Annotated in this window: 13 protein-coding genes and 2 pseudogenes; 4 read left to right on the forward strand and 11 right to left on the reverse strand. The window is 60.9% G+C overall.

Translation table 11 applies throughout. From position 1 onward, the window contains the following. Nucleotides 1–6: 6 nt before the first annotated feature. The 4 genes from AB4N42_RS27955 to pmrG form a co-directional block, all read right to left on the reverse strand. Entirely contained in the window at nucleotides 7–7,689 is a 7,683-nt protein-coding gene (locus AB4N42_RS27955) for a two-partner secretion domain-containing protein (RefSeq protein WP_460115628.1), read from the reverse strand. Nucleotides 7,690–7,711: 22 nt separating this feature from the next. Continuing rightward, nucleotides 7,712–9,418 carry a ShlB/FhaC/HecB family hemolysin secretion/activation protein gene (locus AB4N42_RS27960; protein ID WP_460115629.1) on the reverse strand — a complete coding sequence of 569 codons (1,707 nt, stop codon included), beginning with the start codon at nucleotides 9,416–9,418 and terminating at the stop codon, nucleotides 7,712–7,714. A 318-nt stretch (nucleotides 9,419–9,736) separates the two neighbouring features. Continuing rightward, a complete protein-coding gene (locus tag AB4N42_RS27965) occupies nucleotides 9,737–10,585 on the reverse strand; it encodes a phosphatase PAP2 family protein (RefSeq protein WP_030139733.1) in 849 nt (282 codons plus the stop codon). Between the two features lie 24 nt (nucleotides 10,586–10,609). Then, nucleotides 10,610–11,281, reverse strand: coding sequence for a lipopolysaccharide core heptose(II)-phosphate phosphatase PmrG (gene pmrG, locus AB4N42_RS27970; RefSeq protein ID WP_460115630.1), 672 nt, complete (start codon nucleotides 11,279–11,281; stop codon nucleotides 10,610–10,612). 394 nt (nucleotides 11,282–11,675) lie between these two features. Here pmrG and AB4N42_RS27975 point away from each other — a divergent pair. After that, a pseudogene (locus AB4N42_RS27975) lies at nucleotides 11,676–12,554 on the forward strand (methyl-accepting chemotaxis protein); the annotation flags it as partial. A 201-nt stretch (nucleotides 12,555–12,755) separates the two neighbouring features. Continuing rightward, a complete protein-coding gene (locus tag AB4N42_RS27980) occupies nucleotides 12,756–13,460 on the forward strand; it encodes a methyl-accepting chemotaxis protein (RefSeq protein WP_460116423.1) in 705 nt (234 codons plus the stop codon). A gap of 69 nt (nucleotides 13,461–13,529) precedes the next feature. On the opposite strand, the gene AB4N42_RS27985 is transcribed toward AB4N42_RS27980, so the two are convergent. The 4 genes and pseudogenes from AB4N42_RS27985 to AB4N42_RS28000 all read right to left on the reverse strand — a co-directional run bounded on the left by AB4N42_RS27985 (nucleotide 13,530) and on the right by AB4N42_RS28000 (nucleotide 17,740). Further along, complete coding sequence (locus AB4N42_RS27985; RefSeq protein WP_030139730.1) at nucleotides 13,530–13,898, reverse strand: glyoxalase superfamily protein; 369 nt, start codon at nucleotides 13,896–13,898, stop codon at nucleotides 13,530–13,532. 141 nt (nucleotides 13,899–14,039) lie between these two features. After that, nucleotides 14,040–15,507 (reverse strand): annotated as a pseudogene (locus tag AB4N42_RS27990) (N-acyl-D-amino-acid deacylase family protein). A gap of 1 nt (nucleotide 15,508) precedes the next feature. Beyond that, nucleotides 15,509–16,369 (reverse strand): MurR/RpiR family transcriptional regulator, encoded by an 861-nt coding sequence (locus AB4N42_RS27995; protein WP_460115631.1) that lies wholly within the window; start codon nucleotides 16,367–16,369, stop codon nucleotides 15,509–15,511. Nucleotides 16,370–16,390: 21 nt separating this feature from the next. Further along, the gene (locus tag AB4N42_RS28000) at nucleotides 16,391–17,740 is read right to left on the reverse strand and encodes a GntT/GntP/DsdX family permease (RefSeq protein ID WP_460115632.1); all 1,350 of its coding nucleotides are present in this window, start codon (nucleotides 17,738–17,740) and stop codon (nucleotides 16,391–16,393) included. Here AB4N42_RS28000 and AB4N42_RS28005 point away from each other — a divergent pair. Further along, nucleotides 17,739–18,080 (forward strand): hypothetical protein, encoded by a 342-nt coding sequence (locus AB4N42_RS28005; protein ID WP_407682836.1) that lies wholly within the window; start codon nucleotides 17,739–17,741, stop codon nucleotides 18,078–18,080. The genes AB4N42_RS28000 and AB4N42_RS28005 overlap by 2 nt on opposite strands. Next, nucleotides 18,077–19,522 carry a SulP family inorganic anion transporter gene (locus tag AB4N42_RS28010; RefSeq protein ID WP_323154035.1) on the forward strand — a complete coding sequence of 482 codons (1,446 nt, stop codon included), beginning with the start codon at nucleotides 18,077–18,079 and terminating at the stop codon, nucleotides 19,520–19,522. Before AB4N42_RS28005 ends, AB4N42_RS28010 begins: the two co-directional genes overlap by 4 nt. Nucleotides 19,523–19,674: 152 nt before the next feature. Here the strand turns inward: AB4N42_RS28010 and AB4N42_RS28015 are convergent, their stop codons facing one another. The 3 genes from AB4N42_RS28015 to AB4N42_RS28025 all read right to left on the reverse strand — a co-directional run bounded on the left by AB4N42_RS28015 (nucleotide 19,675) and on the right by AB4N42_RS28025 (nucleotide 22,347). Next, the gene (locus AB4N42_RS28015) at nucleotides 19,675–20,568 is read right to left on the reverse strand and encodes an NAD-dependent epimerase/dehydratase family protein (RefSeq protein WP_460115634.1); all 894 of its coding nucleotides are present in this window, start codon (nucleotides 20,566–20,568) and stop codon (nucleotides 19,675–19,677) included. A gap of 102 nt (nucleotides 20,569–20,670) precedes the next feature. Beyond that, nucleotides 20,671–21,582: a LysR substrate-binding domain-containing protein gene (locus tag AB4N42_RS28020; RefSeq protein WP_460115635.1), complete on the reverse strand. Its 912-nt coding sequence runs from the start codon at nucleotides 21,580–21,582 to the stop codon at nucleotides 20,671–20,673. A 174-nt stretch (nucleotides 21,583–21,756) separates the two neighbouring features. Next, nucleotides 21,757–22,347: an NADPH:quinone oxidoreductase MdaB gene (locus AB4N42_RS28025; protein ID WP_030139723.1), complete on the reverse strand. Its 591-nt coding sequence runs from the start codon at nucleotides 22,345–22,347 to the stop codon at nucleotides 21,757–21,759. Nucleotides 22,348–22,462: the final 115 nt, after the last annotated feature.

A 22,462-nucleotide genomic window follows, 5' to 3' on the forward strand; every position in this document is an offset into this window, starting at 1 on the left:
GCATACCTATTTAATCAAATGCTTGATTGAGTCAAACAATTCGGGCCGCCCTATATCGCCATAGGCTTTCTGCAACCCGGAGCTTATCTGCCCAGAAGTATACGTAGCCGGCTTACCACCCACCATGGGAGGTAAATATTTACTGATAGCTTTATGCATTGCATCAGGATTCACCTTTCCCGTATGAGAGTACTGGGTAATTAAAGTCGCTGGGTGATCCAGCATGTCATTTTTCGTATACCCAAGCATCTTTCCCAAATATTGAGGCAAGGTGTGATGCGCTTGGAATCCTTTGTTTAACCCCTGAAGCTCTCGATAAGTGGGACTAATTACGTCAGGTACAATCGGACCTGTTGCTTTAACCCCCGAAACCAGTACCGACGCCCCACTCCCATCAAGGTACTTCCCAGCCCCCTTGAGCAGCGCGATTTCCATCGCCGCCTTAGCGGCCTCGGTTCCATAGTCGCGGAGGGGGTTTACGTCGCCAGGATAAGTCGCGCTGTCGAACGATGCGAGTACCTTGCTTCCTTGCGTGTAATCGTAAGGAGCGAACAACTGCCCTGTGGCCTGCCACCCATCGACAAACGACGCGGCGCCGCCCAGACCGGAGAACGCAGGTATAGCGCAACCGGCTCCGGTGATACAAGCGGGCGTGGAGAGGATCGCGCCGCCGAACCCTGCCGCTGCCCCTATCGCGCCGAGTACCGCGCGGCTTGCCTGGGACGACTGTCTGAGCTCCTTGTCGTTTAGCAGCAAGTCATCGTTGGCTTGGTCCCATTTCGAATATTCGTCATAGGCACCGGTCGCAATCAGCGCGCTTTGCGCACCTGAGAATCCCTTGCCATCCGCCTCAAGCGCTTTGACCGCCTGGTAGTTTGGATCGTCCACCGGAACCGAGGCGGAGCAATGAACCAGAGCACACGCAGCCGCTTTCAGTTCATAGGATTTTTCAGGTGTTTCCTTTTGTAGTTTCTCAAGTGCAACGGTCTCTTTCTGGTGAAGCTGGCGATTGTATTCGTCAGCCATCAATGCGACCCAAGAGGCTTTCTCGACATCGCCGCCAGCAAGACCGGCTGCCGTCAAACCGACGATCTGAGAAACCGCTTGTCGCAAATCAGGCTGTGTATCGAAAATGGCATTGAGTTCTCCAGCCATGGCCTGGCTGGCACCCGCCGCGATGGCCCCGGTCTTGAAGTCGCCGCCGGTAGCGCTGGAAATCGCTCCTCCCGCCAATGCATGCATGGCAGTACGAGCGACGCCCCCTTCGGCCCACATGGCCATGCCTGTGGTATCGCCTGCATTCTTCGCGGTTTGCCAATGGTCCTGTGCATAACCACCGACAAAATTGAACGTTGTCGCCGCTGCGACGGTACTTGCCTGATAGACCAGCCCATCACGGAGGTTCTGACCGAGGCTACCTCCATTGATAGCGGTTTTGATGATGCCTCCCGCAACACCCTGAGCCCCGGCGTGCAGCGCAAAACCACCCACTCCTTGAAGCGTATTTAAATCAAAACCCTTGGTGAGGTTGTTGAACGGCACTGTATTGCCGCCGAGTGCGGGGTCGATGACGCCCTTGGCAAAACCGGCCGTGATCCCGGCGATTACGTAGTTTTTCAGGTTATCTGACGAAAAGACGTCCTTGAAGGTCGCCCCCAGGTCACCCTTGTTGTTGATCGTACTGACCGCCGTTTGCGCAACTGCTGCCGAAAAACTCGCCGTGGCGGCGGCCGATGCAGCAGCGCCTACGGTCGCAGCCGTGGCAGCTGAAGCACCTGCGGCAGTTGCCGCCCCAGCAGCGGCGCTGCCAGCACTGGCGCCGACTGTAGCGGCAGTTGCAGTACCCGCCGTCAGCACGGTAACGATGATAATGATTGCCAACATCGCGCCCTGCCCCAGGCTCGAGTGGCTGTACTTAAACGACTCGTGAGTTTCCTTGATCAACCGCCAATCCACATCCCCTCGCTGCTCGGCCTCCTTGAGCCACGCCAACTTGGGGTCAGCCTTGACCATGACATCGATGGTCTGGCTGACTGTTTTCTCGTTGATATGCTTGATATCGATGTTCAAGCCATCGGCCGCTTTGATGGCCACGTTCCCCTGAGCTTGCAATTGGCTCTGAATCAAGGTTTCGTTGGTATGGCCTTTCCCCTTCATCGAGTTCCAAGCCAGACTTGAATCGCTCTTTGTATGGCTTTCCTGGCTCAGATCCTTGACACCCTCGAAGGTAATCGAACCGCCGCTCTGTAACGTCAGGTCATTGCCGCTGCTCAGCTTGGCCGCCTGATAACGCTGGTCGCTCCCGCTGAGCAATACCAAGTCACCGCCCGTAATGATCTGGCTGCCCACATGCGTAACCTTGGTCACCTCATCCCGCTGAGTCTTCTTGCTTCCCCAGCCCCCTTTCTTCTTCATGTCGTACAGCGAATAGTGGCTGTTTTGCGCAGCTAGCAGCTCAAGCCTGCCACCCGCCACGAAATAGGCCTCGTTTGCAGCGTTGACCTTGCTGGAAATCAGCGCCAGGTCCTGCCCCGCGCTCAAGGCAACGTTGCGTCCCGCCTTGACCGTCGAAGCCATTTGGATGACATGATCCTCTTGGCTGGTGACCTTCTTGGACTTGTCGTAGGAGTGCTGCTCATCCGCTGCCGAGGCGAGGGTCAAGTTTTCTTTGGCGGCGAGAGTGACGTCACGCTTGGCATCGATCTGGCTGGCGACGACGGTGAGGTTGCGGCCGGCATTGGCGGTCAGGTCGCGGCCGCTGTCGAGGCTGGAGCCATATTGTTTGATGTCCTGGTCACGATGCCGACCGCGAGTGCCGCTGGTGATGCGTTCGGCGGCAATGAGATTGACATCGCGCGAGGCATTGAGCGTGGTGTCGGCTCCGCTTTTCAGCACACCGCCGACATTGTTAATGTCACGCCCGGCACTGACGCCCAGGTTGTTTCCCGCTTCGATGCGGGCGGCGCTGTCGATGAAGTCGGTGCGTTCGGTGCGGTAGCCGCTGCTGCTTTCGTGAGTAGTAACTGTACGTTCGTTGATCACGTCGCCGGTGAGGGCAACAACACTCACATCCCGCCCAGCAATAACCCCACCAGCCCGGTTAGTAAGGTCATTACCCGCCAACGCCTCAAGCCGATTGCCCGCCTCCAGCAACCCGCTGTTAACCAGGCTGTCGCCCGCCGTCGCCCTCAGGTTGCTGGACGCCCGCAAGGTGCCCGCATTGTTCAGGTTCTTGCCAGCAATCAGGCTGACGTCCGAGCCTTGGATCAGCGCCCCATTCGCCGCCAGACGATGATTGGCCTGGGCCAGATACAGCACCGGCACCAGCACCTGCTCGTTATTCACCGTCCGAGTTTCCATCCAGACGATGTCATGGGTAAGGGCCGCAACCTGTTCGGAGGTCAGGCTCACGCCCAGGGACAGCTTGAGAGCGTCCTTGCTGGCGATGGCGTTGTTCATCAGGTACTTGAACATGCCGTCGTCGGAGGTCTGGCCGTCGAGGAAGCGCTGGCCGGTTCGGGCGATCACGGCTTGCTGGATCAGGCGTTGTTCGTAGAACCCATCGCCCAGGCGCTTGGCGGCGGTGTCCGGGTCGTAGCCCAGATTCGACAGCAGGTAATCCGAGCTCATGAAGCGGCGCATGTCGGTTAGCGCCGGGTTGGTCTCGATCAGGTATTTTTGCGGGTTGGCCTGGAACGAGCGATCCGGCAGGCCACGCACTTGCGTCAGCCCCGCACCTTGGGTCGGCGTGGTCGAGCCGTCGCCGCTCATGCGGAACAGGCCGTTTTGCCCGGTGGGCAAGTCGAAGCCCGGCAGGGCCAGTGGATCGACCTGTTGCTGGGTCAGGCTCGGCGGGAGTTGCCGATTGACGCTGATGCGGGTCGAGAAGGCGTTGTCGGCCTGGGTGTCGGTACGCGGGCCGGCGCCGACGTAGTTGTAGCCGCCACGCACGACGCCGCTGTTGAGGTCGCCCTGGGTAGGAATGTCGACGGCGCCACCGGCCTGGATAATCGCGGCATAGGTCTGGTTATCGGTGGTGGTTGTTTGAGTGTGGAACTGCGGTAGCTCACGTTCGGTCATGCCGATGAAACGGCTCATCGCTGCTTCAAGGCCACCTAGGTCATTGGCGTTGTAGCCCGGGCTCTGCAACCAGTATTTGTTGGTAAAGTCGTTGGCAGCGGCGCGCCAGCCACTCGGGTGGCGCGTGCGCTCGGACCTGAAGGTGCGCGAGGTTTCGATTTCGCCGGTCTCGATGCCGATGTTGTCCAGGCTGACGAGGTTGGCGGTCAATGCGCCGCCGACGCCGATGCTGCTGCTCCGGTTGGTCAGGGTGTCGCCCTGGATATTCAGGTTGCCGCCGGTGGTGATGCTGGAGGCGGCGCTGGCCGCGGTGACTTCGAACTTGTCGCGCTGGACGATCTGCCAGACGTGGTTTTCCTTGCCACCGCTGCAATCCCCGGCGTTGTACCCTTCGATGCATGTCACTTCCCTGATCGAGGCGGTGTAGATGCCTGCATCGTGAGTGGTCAAGACCTCGCGGATGTTGTCGATCGTGCTGGCCGCCAGGCGCATGTTGCCGTCGCTTTGCAGCGTGCCGGAGCTGTTGAGGATGCGGCTGGCACGGGTGCCGAGGCCGTCGCGATCGATGCTCAGATCACCCAGGCTGTAGATGTCGGCATAGCGGTTGGTCAGGCTGTTGACGCGCAGGCTGGTATTGCCGCCGCTGAAGATCAATCCATGTTCGTTGAGCAAGTCGCCGGTGGATACGCCGAGCGCGCCGGCACTGCCCAGCGTGCCGTAGTTGTTGAGCGTGGCGGCCGTGACGCTCATATCCGCCGCCGAGGTCAGGCGACCGTAGCTGTTGAGGACGCCATCGACCACGACGGTTGTGTTGCCACCGCCCGCGATACTGCCGTTTTGCTCCAGGTTGATCAGTGCCGCCTTGAGGCCCAAGGTGCCGAGACTGCTCAAGCGGCCATTGCCGGTATAAGCACCGGTCAGTTGCAGATCTATGGCTCCGTCGCTGCCGATCAGGCCGTCCACGCGCCAGTTGCTGCCGCGGCCTTCCATGCTATTGGCGCTGAGCAACTGGCCGGTGGCCGTCTGGGTCAGCTGATCGACATGAACCACCAGATGGCCGGCCTGGATCGCGGTGCTGTTGGTCCAGCGGTCAGCCGTCACCGTCAGGTTACCGTAGGTCACCAGTTGCCCACCCGCCTGGCCCAGGTTGGCCTGGCTGATACCAAACAGTCCCAGGCCGGTGTGCAGCAGCTTGCCACCCACGTTCTGGACGCTGCCGGTGATGAAGCCCACATCATTACTGGCGGTTTCGAGGGTGCCGTCGCTGTTATCGAACAGCCCCCCGATTTTGAATGCCGTGGTGCTGTTCTGGCCCAGGGTGCGCAGTTGGCCTTTCTGGTTGCTCAAACTGGCGGCCAGAATGTCCAGGCTGTCCTGGCTTTCAATAATGCCGGCGTTGTTGTTCAGCGCCCCCGAAAGGTCAAAGTCGATGCGACTGGCGCTGACCTGCCCGTCGCCGCTGTTGTCCATGCCCCGGCCAGTGACCCAGACCTTGCCCGTGGCGTATATCCCGCCGTTGCGATTGTTGATATCCGCCGCTGCGTTGGTGACCACGACATCGCCGGCTTGCGCAGCGATGCGTCCGCCGTCGTTGAACAGCCCAGCCAAGGCTTGGATGCTGAGTCCTTGGGCCTGGATCGTGCCGCCCCGGCGGTTCACGTCGTAGCCGTTTTTCAGCACGCCGGTGGTGCGTGCTTCCAGCGCGGCCTTGACGCTGGACAGCACGCCGCCACGGTTGTCCAGGTTGGTGGCAAAGACACTCAGCTTGGCGTCCTTGGCGATGATGCTGCCGCCCTGGTTATCGATGTCGCCGGATACATCCACGGTGACCAGGCCCTCGCCTTGCAGCGTGCCCTTGGCGTTATTCAGACTGGCAGCATCGAACTCGACCTCGGCAGCACGGCTAGCGAGCAGGCCTTTTTCGGCGTTGTTGACCGCGCCGGTGGCGCTGACCAGCAACTTGCCATTGGCGGCCACGGTGCCTTTGTTGCTGTTGTCCAGGCTGGCGGTGCGCACGGTCATGACGCCTTGGCTGGATAGCTCGCCGCCCCGGTTGTTGATCGCGCCGGTGTTAGTGATGTCGAGGTTCTTGCCGGCCATGACCAGGCCGGTCAGGTTGTCCAGGCTGCCGAGGACCAGGGTCGCGCTGTTCAGGCTCGACAGTTCACCTGCATTGTTTTCCAAATGGCCCAGGCTGGCCGTCAGCAGGCCCTGGCTATTGATCAGGCCGCCCTGGCTGTTGAGGACTTGATCGGCGCTCAGGTGCAGTTCGGTGTTACCCAGGATCCGGCCTTTATTGCGGTTATCCACAACGTTGCCGGTGACGGTGGTCTTGCCCTGCCCACTGAGCGTGCCGCCCTGGTTATTCAGCGCAGCGGTGGACGTGACATTCAGGTCGCGACTGGCGATGACGGTTTTGCCAGCGTTGTTCAACTGCTTGGCGGTGAGGGTGACATCCCCCGTGGTATTGCGGCTGTTATCGGCGTTGACCCCGGCCTCGATAATGCCGTTGTTGGTCAGCGTGCCGCCGCTGTCCAGGTGAATGCTGTCGCGCGCCACCAGGTTCTGCTGGCTGGTCAGGTCACCCTGGGTTTTGACTTCGAGCCGGCTACCGGCATACACCTGGCCACGGGTCTCCAGGCTCTTGGCCTCGATGTCGATGGCGCCGGCAGCCGCTGTCTGCGCCAGACTCAAATGCCCATTCGCATCGAGCTGGATATCCCCGCCACTGGCAACCATCTTGCCATCCAGCTTCACCCCGACACCCGCTTCGGTGCCCACCAGCTTGATCGCGCCGGCGTACATGCCGCCCAACGCCGAGGAGTCGATCGCCAGTTCGGGTTTGGCGCTGCCGTCGTCTGCACGGGCCGTGGCGTTCAGCGTGTTGGCGTTGACGTCATTGCGTCCGGCCACGATCGTCAGGTTCTTGGCCTGGATCTCGGCGTTGATCTTGGCGCTGCGGGTGATGATTTCGAAACGGTCGACGTTGTTCGCGTTGAGGCCCGCGCCTTCAATGGCGACGCTGCCCTGATCCACTTGATAGCGGCTCAACTGGCCGTTTTCGATGATCGGCTTGCCCGTGGTCAGGGTCGCTTTTGGCGTATTGATGAAGCCGCAGCCGTTACAGGTGATGCCATACGGGTTCGCGACGATGACATGGGCCGACTGTCCCGCCACTTCGGTGTAGCCGCGCAACTGGCTGGGGTTGCCGCCGTTGACCTCGTTGAGAATGACTTTGGCCGCCGTGCCCTTGAGGTTCGGGTTGCCGAGGATGATCCCGCCCAGTTGCGTGGGTTGGGCGGGGTTGGTGGCGTTGTTGAGGATGACGCCGTTTTTTCCAACGTTGTAGTCGCTGAATTTGTTGTGGGACAGGCCGCTGCCGTTGGGCTTGGCGATGTTGACGATGGGCACGCCGTTGCCCGCCTTGCCAAGACTGGTGCCCGGCGCGCTGACGACGATGCCGTCGGCCTGGGCCCACAGCGGTTGCCAGAACATGACGTTGGCCAACAGGAACGCCAGGCCACGCTTGGGCATGCCCCAGAAGGCATCGCGGGGTTTCAGGGCAGCAGCGGGCTGGCGGGCCAGGAAGGCGTATTGGCGGTCGTCCATGATCGGGTCTCGTTGCAGCGAATTAAATGGATACGTCTAAGCGGAAGTAGATCGGCGCTTCGCGCTCGGTCAGGGCGTCCGGACGTTCCAGGGAATGGGCGAAGGTGACGCTGGCGCTGAGGTTCTCACCGCGGGCGAACAACTCCAGGGAGTTGCTCGACATGCGCCCATGCTCGCTACCGTTGTAGCGATCGCCGCGAATCACGCCTTGGTCGTAACCAAGGCTGGTGCCGTACTCGGCGAATACCGGGCGCAGCCACTCCAGCGTCACCGGGCGGCTCCAGCGCAGGTCGTTGCGCCAGTAGCCACCGCTGTCGCCGGCCAGCGTCTGGTCCTTGTAGCCGCGAATCGAAGACAACCCGCCGAGGCTCATGCGCTGCGGGCTGAACAACGCGTCTTCGCTGCGCTGGCCGGTCATCAGGCTGCTGAAGCTGAAGGACTCGCCCCACACTTGGAAGGCTTGCAGATAGCTGAGGGTGGCGGTGTATTTGCGATAGCGTGCATCCGGCAGCCCAGGCCCCGGCTCGTGATCGCCTTGGGCATCGAGGGCGCCGATACCTTGTTGCATGCCAAGGTCGAGGTTGACGAAGGCATTGCCGATCCGTCGCCCATGGTTGATGCCGAACTGCGCCTCGCTGATGCGATTGCTGCTCTCGGCGAGCTTGCTGTCTTCGATGAAATTGTTGGTGCGCAGGTACGCCAGGCCCGTGTTCAGGGAGGTTTTGCTCACCGCGTCACGGTGCACCACCCGCTCCAGGAGCACCTGATGGTTCTGGCTGTCGCCGCTCTGCTTGAAGTTGAATCCGTTGGCCTGGCCCAGCGCGCGGTACTCGCTTTGGCTGTAGGTGTAGCTCAGGTTCCACCAACCAAAGGGCAGGTTGTAATAGAGCATGGCGTTGCGTGAAGTTTTCTGATGGTCGCTTATGGCATCGTGACCACCGCGCAAGGCTAGCTGATCGGCCAAGCCCAAAGGACTGTCCCAGTCCAGGGAGGCTCCCCACTGCTGCTCGCCCGTGCTCTTCTGCCCGTCGTTATGCCGTGACAGGCCGGCGCGCCAAGGTTTCTGTGGGGTGTTCTGGACCAGCACTTCACTGCCGCCGATGTTCTGCCCCGGCGTCAGCTCCATGCGGGCACTGTTGGATGGCAGACGGTTCAGTTGATCGACCATTTGCTCGATCTCCCGCAGATTGAGCAGATCGCCCGGCTTGCCGGGAAAGCTCATCGCCAGCTCCCGCTTGGAGAGTCCGCTGTCCTCGGCGCCCTTCAGGCCTTCAAGTCGCCCCTCGACCACCAACACTTGCAGGTGACCGCTGGACAAATCCTGTTGCGGCAAATAGGCACGGCTCGTGACCAGGCCCTTTTCCAGGTACGCATCGGTAATGGTCTTGAGCAACTCGTTAAGCTGCGGCACGCCCAGGCATTGGTTGAGATAGGGCTCGAGCAAGCGTTGGCGCTCGCGTTCGGACAAGGCGTCGGCGCCCTTGAGCTCGATGGTCTTGATGGGGAAACAACGGGTATCGGCGGGTTTTGTCGGCTGGACCGGCCTTGCTTCTTTGCCTGGCAGGTCCTTGAGTTCTTCGAGGCGTCGGCGCTGCTCTTCGAGCAAGCGATTCTGACGTTCGCGGATCAGGTCCGTGTCGCCGGGGGTTGGCGCGGCCATGGCAAGGTCCATCGCAAAAAAACACAGCGACGCGACGACAAGCCTCGTCCCTAAGGCAGACACGGACATGTTCGATCCCTCGATACGAAAGCGACAGCAAGATTGCGGCGCAGGCCAAATCGAAATCGACCTGCTTCGCGCATACCAGACCTTGCTTATCGCCTTCGGTTCAGAGAGCGGGCATTTTTCTATTCAAAAAAGAGACTTGTCTCACAGGACACGTCCGAAATCACCTCGTTGACAAAGCTCTATCAGGAACGCATCAAGCTGAGCCCGCATGAACTTTTCTTCACCCCATGGGTTAACGCGATCCGGTACAGTCCCCTCGCTCATTCAAGAAACTAAGGTTTTAGCCCGCTCTCCCGCGGGCTTTTTTTTGCCCGCGATTCATGGAGCAGGCTGCGCATCGCCCAGCACGGTCAAGCTAGGTTTGACCTTGGGCGACGCGGTCTTCAACAAGGGTTGTTCCAAGACTGCGCGCCCGTAAAAAAACATTGCCATCAGCCAACAGCTCAACCAGACGAAGATTCCCGCCCAGAACGTGTGGGACATGTAGTGCCAACCCTGTAGGACTCGCGTCGTGCCGTAGACAAATCCCAAGGCCAGCGCGCCGTACATCAGGGCTTTGGAGTGACGCCAGCGATAGCGCCGGGCAACGAAGTACAGCGCCAGCATCGTGAAACCACCGGAAGCATGGCCACCGGGCCAGCAACGACCGTCCCCCGCGACTTTCAGTAAATCGAAATTCTGGAACCACTCCTTGTGCTCGATCTTCCCCGCGTATTGGGTGGTTTCCACCGGGCAGTACACGCTGGTGTGGCCCTTGAGGTAATGGATGACGCCTGTGCTGAGGGAAAAGGCGAAGACAACATAGAGAAAATCGCGACGGTGCCTGTGGGCAAACCATAGCGGTTTGGTCAGCCGGATCTTATCCAGGACACGAAGCAGCCCTGGGCGCTTTTCCGGCCGGAACAGCGGCCAGACGAACGACAACAGCGCCCCGATAATGGCCGCCTCGCCAGTCCAGTTCGGAATGACCCTGGCCCACTTATGGGTGATTTGTTCGAACAGCCGTACATGCCCCAGCGGAAAGACTTGGTGCAGCGGGTCGTAGAAAAGATCGCTGAAGGCGATGTCGATGCGGGTCATGTCGAACAGCAGGAACACCACCGCCGCACAGACCAGGGGTATTCCGAGGTTGAGCCGGTAAAAACGAACGCGAGCAGACGTCAGCATGAGCGGTCCTAATCGTGGGAAAGGTTACTGAAACTTCATTGAGAGCCAGTCGGACGCCTCGATAAAACCCAGCAGCCGAGGAGCTTGTGGCTGGGCGACGGATACAAACAACGAAGCGCCATAGCCAAACGCCGAAACAGGTCGCCGCAGCTCGGTTTCCATCGCCTGCATGCATTCGCTGTGAGTGACCAGGATCAGGTTGCGCCCAGGCACCTTGTGGACCAGGGCATTGCGCAGCAGGTCATGGCGGCAATGGCTCAGCCAATCGTCGCCGGTGCTCACCTTGTTGAACATGTACCCAGCCGTCTGGGTCGCTCGAACCAGCGGACTGTTATAAATGTCCGCATTCTCCAGGCCGAGTTGCTCGTACCGCGCGCCGAGGCCCACTGCAACGGCGCGGGCACGGTCGGTGATTCCCGAAGGATCCCCCAGGCACACGGCCTTGGAGTGATCACATCGTTCGACGTGGCGCACCAGCACGATCATCTCCCCCTTGGCCCAGCCATCAGCCAGCGCCCGGGCGCCAACAATATTGCCATGGGCCAGATCCGGCACCGCTGCCGGCCCCAGCAGCCAAAGGGTCAGCGGAATCACCAGCATTGCCGAAGCCAGGATCACCGCCGCGTTTCGATAGCGGACAAGCCAGCTCGTATCAATCGAGCGCGTCACGCCAAAAAGGCTCAGTCTCAGTTCCACATCAAGCCGCCCCGACGGCACCCAACCAGTCATTTCGTTGGCGAGACGGTAAAGACGTAGACGTAGGCAGGCAGTGAAACCAATGTGAAAAAAAGCTTGGCGCGCTCGGCGACAACCCGGGATTGCCTATACAAAAAAAATTTTCAGATTCATGGGTGGCCGCCGATACAGCCCTGTTACACGTTTTTGCTGGCTCTTAAAAACAACAATCTTCCAGCCAACCGATGATCAAGCAGCGCAACGTTCCTGGAGGAATTTGATGAATAGCTGGTTTGGCAACATTAGCGTCAATATGAAATTGGGCCTGGGCTTTGGCCTGGTGCTGGTACTGACTTGCGTCCTGGCCCTGACCAGTTGGACCAGCCTGGGCGGTTTGATCGACCGCAGCAATTGGATGAGCGACATCACCCAGCTCAACGCTGGCCTGACCAAACTGCGGGTCACTCGCCTGCAATACATGCTGACCAACGGTGACGAGACCGCCGCACAGAATGTGCAAACCACCCTCGATGGTTTCGTGGCGCAACAAAACGCGTTGCTCAGCAGCTTTAAAAGCCCCGAGAACGTCAAGCTGCTCAAGGAGCAGAGCGCGACCATCAGCGCCTACCAGACATCACTAAACAAAATGCGCAGTGCCTACCGCACCGGCAACAGTGCCCGGGACGTCATGGGCGCGAACGCCGAGACGGCCTACAAGCTGATCGAAAGCATCGATTCCGACGTAAAGCAGATGGCCCTCAGCGACGAGCGCTTTGCGCAATTCCAGGCCATCACCCAGGCCAAGCAGGCATTCATGCTGGCCCGCTATGAAGTCCGCGGCTACACCGCCAACAGCAATGCCGATACCGAACGCAAGGCCTTCGCCCAACTCGACGCCGCCATCGCTTCGCTCAAGCCGCTCAACGAACATTTCGCCAACGCTCGGCAGGATGAACTGCGTCAGCTGGAAACGACCCTGACCCAATACCGCAGCGCCGTGCAGGCCTTCAAGATGGCCATGGCCGATGTGGCGCAGGCGCGCAAGGAAATGACCGACCAGGGCGCGACCATCGTCTCCCTGAGCGAGCAGCTGTACCAGATCCAGCTCGACCGTCGCGACGCTGAAAGCGCCCAGGCCCGCACGCTGCAATTGGTCAGCACGTTGTTGGCTTTGTTGGTGGGCATCATCGCGGCCGTGGTCATCACCCGCCAGATCACCCGCCCGCTGCGTGAAACCCTCGCCGTGGTCGAACGCATCGCCGGTGGCGACCTGTCGCAAAACGTCATCGTCACCCGTCGCGATGAACTTGGCGTGCTGCAACAGGGCATCGCCCGCATGGGCGTGACCCTGCGCGACCTGATCAGTGGCATCCGCGACGGCGTGACCCAGATCGCCAGCGCCGCCGAAGAACTGTCGGCGGTCACCGAGCAGACCAGCGCCGGGGTCAACAGCCAGAAAGTCGAGACCGACCAGGTCGCGACCGCCATGCATGAGATGACCGCCACGGTCCAGGAAGTGGCGCGCAATGCCGAAGAAGCCTCCCAAGCAGCAGCCGCCGCCGACGGCGAAGCGCGGGCCGGTGATCAAGTGGTCAACGAAGCCATCGCCCAGATCGAACGCCTGGCCAGCGAAGTGGTGCGTTCCACTGACGCCATGGGCGTGCTGCAACAGGAAAGCGACAAGATCGGCGCCGTGATGGACGTGATCAAGGCCGTGGCCGAACAGACCAACCTGCTGGCACTCAACGCCGCCATCGAAGCCGCCCGCGCCGGTGAAGCCGGACGTGGCTTCGCGGTGGTCGCCGATGAAGTCCGCGGCCTGGCCCAGCGTACGCAGAAATCCACCGAGGAAATCGAAGGCTTGGTGGCCGGCCTGCAGAACGGCACCCAGCAAGTGGCCGCCGTGATGAACAACAGCCGCAACCTCACCGACAGCAGCGTGGCCCTGACCCGCAAGGCCGGTGTGTCACTGGAAAACATCACCCGCACGGTGTCCAACATCCAGTCGATGAACCAGCAGATCGCCGCGGCCGCCGAACAGCAAAGCGCCGTGGCCGAGGAGATCAGCCGCAGCATCATCAACGTGCGCGACGTGTCCGAACAGACCGCCGCCGCCAGCGATGAAACCGCGGCGTCCAGCGTTGAACTGGCGCGGTTGGGTGGTCAATTGCAGCAGATGGTCAGCCACTTCAGGGTTTGACGAAACGCGTTTGCCCGCTTCTTTTCTGGAGGCGGGCAAACAGCCCATGCAGCAGCATTCTTGCGCCTGTCACACACTGATCGCATTGGTAAACACCAACCGATTCCCAAACGGATCACTGATCGCCATGTCCTGGCTACCCCAGGGCATGGCCTGGATTTGTGGGTGGGCGTAGCGGTATTGCTTGGCGAGTAATTGCTGCTGGAAGGCTTCCAGCTCGTCGGTCTCGATTCGCAGCGCCGAGCCCGGCGTGCAATCACCGTGATGCTCGGACAGGTGCAATACGCAATCACCACGGGAGACTTGCAGATAAAGCGGGAAGTTGTCACCGAAGCGGTGTTGCCAGTCGACGGTAAAGCCCAGGAAGTCGACATAGAACGCCAACGCCTTGGCTTCATCGAAGATCCGCAGGATTGGAGTGATTTTACCGAAGCTCATGGGTTGCTCCCTGGCTGAAAAGACCCAGTCTAGATGGGTTGAACCCACTGCTTCGGCTTTTAATTCAGGTTCTTTAGTGTCGCAGTGCCATTATTGTGGCGCCAATTAAAGCAATCCCAAGCACCTACATGCCTTCAAACGCTACTGAACACATTGAAAACCCCGGCGCAGATCGCCTTCACGCGCCAGGAAACGCCCTTCTCTTTTGCCGTTCGCTTGTCCCTCGCGATAACTCAGGACGCCATTGACCCACACCCCATCGATGCCCTCGGCAGCCCGTTGTGGCGTGTTGAAATCAGCGACGTCGCGAACGGTTTGGGGATTGAACAAGACCAAGTCGGCCCAGTGCCCTTCACGGATTTCACCTCGCGCCTTCAGGCCGAAGCGCGCCGCTGAAAGGCCGGTCATTTTGTGCACGGCGGTGTGCAAAGGAAAAAGCCCAACGTCTCGGCTGAAATGGCCCAGCACCCTCGGAAAAGCGCCCCACAGACGAGGGTGGGGAAAAGGGTCTTCGGGTAGGCCGTCGGAGCCAACCATCGATAATGGGTGCGCGAGGATTCGTCTTACGTCGCTTTCGTCCATGCCGTAGTACACCGCACCCGCTGGCTGTAGGCGACGTGCAGCTTCGAGGAGCGACACGTCCCATTCAGCCGCGATGTCCGTCAGGTCTCGACCGCCCATGTGCGGATGCGGCGTCGACCAGGTAATGGTGATGCGATGGGCATCGGTCACTTGCTTGAGGTCCAGGGTCGAAGAACTCGCGGCGTAGGGATAACAATCGCAACCGACAGGGTGGTTTTGAGCCGCGCTTTCCAACGCGGCGAGCACCTGTGGACTACGCCCCCAATTACCGGCGCCAGCACATTTGAGGTGGGAAATGATCACCGGGCTCTGCGCATGTCGACCAATCTGGAAAGCCTCGTCCATGGCTTCGAGCACCGGTTCGAATTCGCTGCGCAGATGGGTGGCGTAGACAGCACCGAACGCTGCCAACTCCTCGCTCAGTTGCATGACTTCATCAGTGGCTGCGCAGAAGGCGTTGGCGTAAGCCAGGCCGGTGGACAGGCCCAGCGCACCGTCCTCCAGGCTTTCGCGCAGTTCGCCGGCGCATGGCAGTGATTTCTCCTACCGAGGCTGTGCGCAACAAATCATCCATGTGATTGCTACGCAACGCCGTATGACCGACCAACGCGGCCACATTGACGGCCGGTGTCGCCGCTTCTACCGCACCGCGATAATCGGCAAAGCGTGGGTAAGCAAATGCCCGGGCCGGGCCGAGCAGGTTCATCGGGTCCGGCGGATCACCCCGAAGGCTGACAGGGGATGCGCTGATGCCGCAATTGCCAACGATCACCGTGGTCACGCCCTGGCTGAGCTTGGGCAGCATTTGCGGTTGGCGGATGACCACCGTGTCGTCGTGGGTGTGCACATCGATGAAGCCCGGCGCCAGCACGCGGCCGGCGGCGTCGATTTCTTCCCGCGCGCGAGTTTCGCGCAGCTCACCGATGCGCTCGATGCGACCGCCGTGGATCGCTACGTCGGCGCGGTAGCCGGGGATGTTGCTGCCATCGATGACCAGCGCATTGCGGATAAGTGTGTCGTACAGCATCTCAGTCTCCCAGCGGCAGTTGATCGTCGCCGCCACGGTAATCGTCCAGGGCGAGTTTGACCCGCCGCAGGCGCTCTTGATTGTCTTCGGGGTGGGCCAGCGCCAGCTCGGTGGCGAGCACGTCGATGGCCAGCAACATGCCGTAGCGCGCGGCCGTGGGTTTGTAGATAAAAGGGGTTTCGGCGCCTTGCAGGGGCAACACACAATCTGCCAGTTGGGCCAGTGGCGAGTCGGCGCGGGTGATGGCCAGGATCGAGGTGCCGTAGCTGCGGGCCAGTTCAACAGCACTCAATAGCTCCGGCGTGATGCCGGTCAGGGAACAGGCGATGACCAGATGCTGGTCGCTCAACGAGGTGGCGGTGATGCGCATCATCACCGGGTCGCGGCAGGCGGCGATCGGGTAGCCAAAACGCACCAGTCGCACTTGCAACTCCTCGCCGCACAGCGCCGACCAGCCACCGAGGCCGAATGCGTGGATCATCCGTGCCTTGCCGATCATCCGCATGGCGTCGCCGAATCGCGACTCTTCGAAGCCCGACAGATGCTGGCGCAACGTCAACTCGATATCGCCGACGATCTGACCATAAAAAGCCGACTGTTCCGGCGCACCGGTCGGGTCGAGAAAACGGCTGCCGACGCCGCTGGCCTGGGCCAGTTGCAGGCGCAGGTCCCGCAGGTCGCGACAGCCGACGGTGCGGGCAAAGCGCGACAGCGTGGCGCTGCTGACTTCGGCGCGCAGGGCCAACTCTTCCAGGCTGGCGGAGGCGGCAAAGCCTACGTCGTCGAGCATCAGCCGGGCGATTCTTCCTTCGCCGGCGCTGAAGGAATCCTGGCGGGAGCGGATCTGGTAGAGGATGTCCATGACGGTTCCTTGCAATGTCGGTCAAAGCACACGCGCAAGCCCGAGCGTCAAGGCGAATGCGACCACTGAGATCAGCGTTTCAAGCACGGTCCAGGTCTTGAAGGTTTGCGCGACGGTCATATTGAAGTATTCCTTGATCAGCCAGAAGCCGCCGTCGTTGACGTGGGAAAAGATAACCGACCCGGCCCCGGTCGCCAGCACCAGCAACTCGGGATGGGGATAACCCAGGCCAATCGCCACAGGCGCGACGATGCCCGAGGCGGTGGTCATCGCTACCGTGGCCGAACCGGTGGCAACGCGCATCAACGCGGCGAACAACCAGCCCATGACCAGCGGTGACAGTTGGAATTCCTGAGCCAGGCCGACGATTTGCTGGGTCACCCCGGCGTCCACCAAAATCCGGTTCAAGCCGCCACCGGCGCCGACCAGCAAGGTGATGCTGGCGGTCGGCGCCAGGCATTCATTGGTGAACTTGAGGATCGATTCGCGATTGAAGCCCTGGGCCAGGCCGAGAGTCCAGAAGCTGAGGATGGTCGCCAGCAACAAAGCGATCACCGAGTTGCCGATGAACAGCAGGAACTGGTTGAACGCGCTGCCCGGTATGGAGATCAGGTTGGCCCAGCCGCCGATCAGCATGAGTATCACCGGCAGCAGGATCGTCCCCAGGGTTATGCCAAAGCCTGGCAGATTGGCCCGTGGCTCGCGGTCGAGAAATTGCCGTTCCAGCGGGTTCTCAGCGGGCAGCTGGATGCGCGGCACGATGAATTTGGCGTACAGCGGGCCGGCGATGATCGCAGTGGGAATACCGATCAGGATCGCGTACAGCAAGGTCTGCCCCACCGAGGCCTGGAACGCCTGCACCGCCAGCATCGCCGCCGGATGCGGCGGCACCAGGGCATGGACCACCGACAGCCCGGCGACCATCGGCAGCCCCACCATCAGGATCGACACGCCCACGCGCCGGGCGATGGTGAACGCGATAGGCACCAGCAGCACGAAACCGACTTCGAAAAACAGTGGCAGCCCAACCAGGAAGGCAATGCACACCATTGCCCAGTGGGCGTTGCGCTCGCCGAAGCGTTCGATCAACGTCTGCGCCATTCGCTCCGCCCCGCCGGACTCGGCCATCATCTTGCCGAGCATCGTGCCTAAGGCCACTACCAGCGCGATGTGTCCCAGGGTCTTGCCGACACCTGCCTCGTAAGCGCCCACCACACCCGAGGGCGGCATCCCGGCCAGCAGCGCCAGGCCAATGGACACCAGGGTGATCACGATGAACGGATTGAGCCGGTAGCGCGCGATCAGGACGATCAGCGCAATGATGGCGATGGCCGCGTAGACCAGTAGCCAATATCCGAAAGCAGGTGCCATGCGTGACTCCTCGAATGGGGTGACGTCGATGTGTTGTGAAACTCATAAATCATTTCGACCTGGATTTTTCAAGCCGACTGAAAGTAATTTTCGCGCACAGACAAAAGATGTCGCTGACGGACATCGCGACATGGCGCTGATGAAAATCCAGCGCAAGACTTTCATCGTTCTTGTGGCGAGGGAGCTTGCTCCCGCTGGGCTGCGCAGCAGACCCAAGTTCATCAACCTAATCGACCAACGGCTGGCCGCCCCGCACTCAATTCCGTACCATCCGCACCTGTTTTTACACCGCTTCCCCGGCAGCCGACTCTCCGTCGGCGCCCAGTCAGGTAAACCATGAAACCAGCACGTCTTCGCGCCGACGCCCTCGCCGGCCTCACCACCTCTTTCGCCCTGCTCCCCGAATGCATCGCCTTCGCCCTGGTGGCCCACCTCAACCCGCTGATGGGGCTGTACGGCGCATTCATCATTTGCACGCTGACCGCGTTGTTCGGCGGTCGGCCCGGGATGGTGTCGGGCGCGGCGGGGTCGATGGCCGTGGTGATCGTCGCGCTGGTGGTCCAGCACGGTGTGCAATACCTGTTGGCGACCGTGCTGCTGGGCGGACTGATCATGATGGCGTTCGGGCTGTTGCGGCTGGGCAAGCTGGTTCGCATGGTGCCGCACCCGGTGATGCTCGGCTTCGTCAATGGCTTGGCCATCGTGATTGCGCTGGCGCAGCTGGAGCATTTCAAGCGCGACGGCGCCTGGCTGAGCGGCGCCCCGCTGTACCTGATGGCGGGCCTGGTGGCGCTGACCATGGCCATCGTCTACCTGCTGCCGCGCCTGACCCGCAGTGTGCCGCCGGCCCTGGTGGCAATCCTCGGCGTCGGCCTGGCGGTCTATCTGCTTGGCCTGCCGACCCGGACGCTGGGCGACATGGCGCACATCGCTGGCGGCTTGCCAGTTTTCGCCCTGCCGGACATTCCCTGGAACCTGGAAACCCTGCAAATCGTCGCGCCCTATGCAGTGATCATGGCGATGGTCGGTTTGCTGGAAACCCTGCTGACCCTGAACCTGACCGACGAAATTACCGAGAGTCGCGGCTATCCCGATCGTGAGTGCGTGGCGCTGGGTGCGGCCAACATGGCCTCCGGGATGCTGGGCGGCATGGGCGGTTGCGCGATGATCGGCCAGACGATGATCAACCTCAGTTCAGGCGGACGCGGGCGGTTGTCAGGTGTGGTGGCCGGGGTGATGGTGTTGCTGTTCGTGTTGTTCCTGTCGCCGCTGATCGAGCGCATTCCGCTGGCGGCGCTGGTGGGCGTGATGTTCGTCGTGTCGCAACAGACCTTCGCCTGGGCCTCGCTGCGGGTGGTCAACAAAGTACCGGCGAACGATGTGCTGGTCATCGTTGCAGTGACGATCATTACGGTATTCACCGACCTGGCCATCGCAGTGCTTTGCGGGATCATCATCGCGGCGCTCAATTTCGCCTGGCAACAAGCCCGCGAACTGTACGCCGATGCGCACCTGGAAGCGGACGGCAGCAAGCTTTATCACTTGCACGGCACGTTGTTCTTCGCCTCGACAACCCAGTTCCTCAACCAGTTCGACCCAGCCAGCGACCCAGCCCTGGTAACGGTCGATTGCCGTCACTTGCGCTTCGTCGACTACTCCGCCGTCGCCGCGCTGATGACCCTGCGCGAGCGCTACAGCAAGGCCGGCAAACATCTGCGCGTGTTCCACCTGTCCGAGCGGTGCAAGCGAATGCTCAAGCGCGCGGGTGTGCAGCACGACTAAAGCTACACCCAACAAAAACCTGTGGGAGCGGGCTTGCTCGCGAATTCGGTGTTTCAGTCGGCGAAAATGCTGCCTGATACACCGCTTTCGCGAGCAAGCCCGCTCCCACAGGTCTCATGTTTTACTGTGGATCTCTCCAGTTCCGGTGTGACTCACACCATCTCATCAAGAATCCATTCCACCACCGACGTCCGCTTCGGCGTCCAGCCGAGCAATTCACGGGCATTCGTGCCGCGCACACGACTGTTGGAGCCCAGCCCATAGTTGGCCATTTCATACCCCCACTCGGCCTCGGCCTCCGCCAGCGGCCAACCCTGTGGCGCATCGAGATTCAGTGCATGGGCCATCGCGGTGGTCATTTCGATAAACGACGCTTCGCCACTTTCAACGAAGTAGAACGTGCCGGGCCGGTTACGGGTGAGCGCCAACGTGTACAGCTCGACCACATCCTCGATGTGCACGTTGGACCAGATGTTCTGCCCAGGCCCGACATGCCGCACCACGCCACTCTTACGGGCCTGCTTGAGCAGGCGCGGCAGTTGCACGCTGTCACGCTTGACGCCCAGGCTGTGGCCGTAGATCAAGGTGTTGCAGATGACCGCCGAGTTCACACCGTGCTTGGCCGCTTCAAGGACCAGATTGTCGATGGCGACACGTGCAGCCTTGTCGGCGGTGGGTTGTGGCAGGTTGTCTTCGTGGTAGATGTCATCGCTGGCGCGACCGCCCGAGGCATCGCCGACAATGCTCGAACCGCTGGTGTGCAGCAGAACCTTGTTCGATCCCTTGAGGGCTTCGACCAACGCCTCGGCTGCACCACGGTGGTCGCTGCTGGCGGCGTTGATCACCGCGTCGGCGGCACGGGCCTGCTCGGCCAGCATTGCGCTGTCTTCAAGGGTGCCAATGACCGGCGTGATGCCCAACGCGGTCAACTCGTTGGCTTGCTCGACACTGCGCACCAGGCCGGTGATGTGATGCCCGGCCCGCACGAGGCCAGTGGCAATGGAACCGCCGATAAAACCGGCGGCACCGGTGATGAATACATTCATGGATAACTCCTTGGCAAACTAAGTGATGGGACGAGTATCGAGGGCCATTCCTTGCCGAAACAGCCCACATGGCCCAAATCACCCTTGCCTTGAAGTCACGAATCAGCCCTTGAAATCTCGCGAAGCGTATTCGGCGAGCTTGCCTTGGATGAAGTCCAGGAAACACTGGATGCGCAAGGCCAATTGGGAGTTGCGGTAGTACACCGCATTGATCGGCTGGCGATAGCCGCTATTGGAATCGACCAGCAACACCTTGAGCCGACCGGCACGAATGTCATCACGGGTCATGAAATCCGACAGGCAGGCAATGCCCTGCCCTTGCAGCGCCAGGTGACGCACCGTTTCGCCACTGGACGCGCTGATGGCCGGCTGGATCGGCCAGCGGTCGCCATGGGTGTGGCGCAGCGGCCATTGATTGAGGCCATCGTTCAGGGCAAACCCCAGCAGCGAATGTTCCGCCAGTTCAGCGACGCTCGCGGGCGTGCCACGCGCTTTCAAGTAAGTCGGACTGGCGAGGATGTGCAACGGGCTGCAACCCAGCGAGCGGGCGTGAAGCGTCGAGTCCGTGAGGGTGCCGATGCGGATGGCGACGTCGGTGCTCTGTTCGAGCAGATCGATGATCAAGTCGTTGCTGTTGAGCTCCAACTGGATGTCCGGGTAGAGCGTGCGGAACTCGTCGATGTGAGGAACGATGGCGTGGAGCATGAAAGGCGATGCGGCGTTGATCCGCAAGCGCCCGGCTGGGTTCTTCTGGCGGGACGACAAGCGCTCTTCCAGCGCGTCCATCTGGTCAAGAATGCCCTTGGCCTGCTCGAAGAAATACTTGCCCTCTTCGGTCAGGTCCATGCGCCGTGTGGTGCGGTTGATCAACGTGGTGTCGAGCTTGGCTTCCAGCCGCGACAAGGTGCGACTGACCGCCGAAGGCGTTTGCCCGACCTGCTCGGCGGCGGCGGAGATCGACCCGCATTCGATCACGCAGACGAAAATCTGCAACTCGTCGGATCTGGCTTTCACAGACATGCTCTCGATGGAATGCACACCCAATGTGATGGATGCTTTTGTGGCGAGGGAGCTTGCTCCCGCTGGGCGCGGAGCGACCGCTTTTGGGAGGCGCTTCGCACCTCAGCGGGAGCAAGCTCCCTCGCCACGGTTACACCTTCGTTTCAGGTGAACCCTGATACTAACGGATTACCGCGAAAGGCCGAACACCTCGGCCAAATGCCGCTCATACCGCGCCACATCTTCCTCGATGTTCGGGCGCTTCATCACGTCCACGCACAGGAACGTTGGCAGGCCGGTCATGCCGAGAAACTGGTTGGCCTTGTGGAAGGGAAAATACACGGCGTCCACGCCCTTGGCTTCGAAGAAATCCGTCGGGTCATCGAACGCTTGCTGCGGGGCGTTCCAGGTCAGCGACAACATGTATTGCTTGCCCTGCACCAAACCACCGCTGCCGTATTTTTGCGACGCATCGGAGCGAGTGCGGCCGTCGCTGGCATAGAGGCTGCCATGGCCTTCAGTGAAGACTTCGTCGATGTATTTTTTCACGGTCCACGGGGCCCCCATCCACCAGCCGGGCATCTGGTAGATGATGACGTCGGCCCAGAGGAACTTGGCGACCTCTTCCTTGATGTCGTAGCCACCGTCAATGAAAGTGGTTTTCACATCAAGACCGCCACGGTCCAGGACGCTCAGTGCGGTGTCGTGAAGGGTTGCGTTATAGCGACCGTCGGAATGGGCGAACTGTTTACCGCCATTGAGCAGCAGGACTTTTTTCATCGGGAGCCTCATCGGTTCCAAGGCGTGGCCGCTGGGGCGTCGCCAAGGGGAAGATTAAAAATGATGGCGGCAGGGTACCGATGAGCTGCGCGCGGAATAAGCACCGCAACGACAA

It is taken from the genome of Pseudomonas sp. H2_D02, assembly GCF_054677635.1.

Excerpts from the sequence above, each read along its gene's own strand:
- AB4N42_RS28025 (WP_030139723.1), bottom strand. The coding sequence starts at position 22,347 with ATGAAAAAAGTCCTGCTGCTCAATGGCGGTAAACAGTTCGCCCATTCC.
- AB4N42_RS27960 (WP_460115629.1), bottom strand. The coding sequence starts at position 9,418 with ATGTCCGTGTCTGCCTTAGGGACGAGGCTTGTCGTCGCGTCGCTGTGT.
- AB4N42_RS27955 (WP_460115628.1), bottom strand. The coding sequence starts at position 7,689 with ATGGACGACCGCCAATACGCCTTCCTGGCCCGCCAGCCCGCTGCTGCC.
- AB4N42_RS28015 (WP_460115634.1), bottom strand. The coding sequence starts at position 20,568 with ATGAATGTATTCATCACCGGTGCCGCCGGTTTTATCGGCGGTTCCATT.
- AB4N42_RS28010 (WP_323154035.1), top strand. The coding sequence starts at position 18,077 with ATGAAACCAGCACGTCTTCGCGCCGACGCCCTCGCCGGCCTCACCACC.
- AB4N42_RS28005 (WP_407682836.1), top strand. The coding sequence starts at position 17,739 with ATGCGTGACTCCTCGAATGGGGTGACGTCGATGTGTTGTGAAACTCAT.
- AB4N42_RS27995 (WP_460115631.1), bottom strand. The coding sequence starts at position 16,369 with ATGGACATCCTCTACCAGATCCGCTCCCGCCAGGATTCCTTCAGCGCC.
- AB4N42_RS27985 (WP_030139730.1), bottom strand. The coding sequence starts at position 13,898 with ATGAGCTTCGGTAAAATCACTCCAATCCTGCGGATCTTCGATGAAGCC.
- AB4N42_RS28000 (WP_460115632.1), bottom strand. The coding sequence starts at position 17,740 with ATGGCACCTGCTTTCGGATATTGGCTACTGGTCTACGCGGCCATCGCC.
- AB4N42_RS27980 (WP_460116423.1), top strand. The coding sequence starts at position 12,756 with ATGACCGCCACGGTCCAGGAAGTGGCGCGCAATGCCGAAGAAGCCTCC.
- AB4N42_RS27965 (WP_030139733.1), bottom strand. The coding sequence starts at position 10,585 with ATGCTGACGTCTGCTCGCGTTCGTTTTTACCGGCTCAACCTCGGAATA.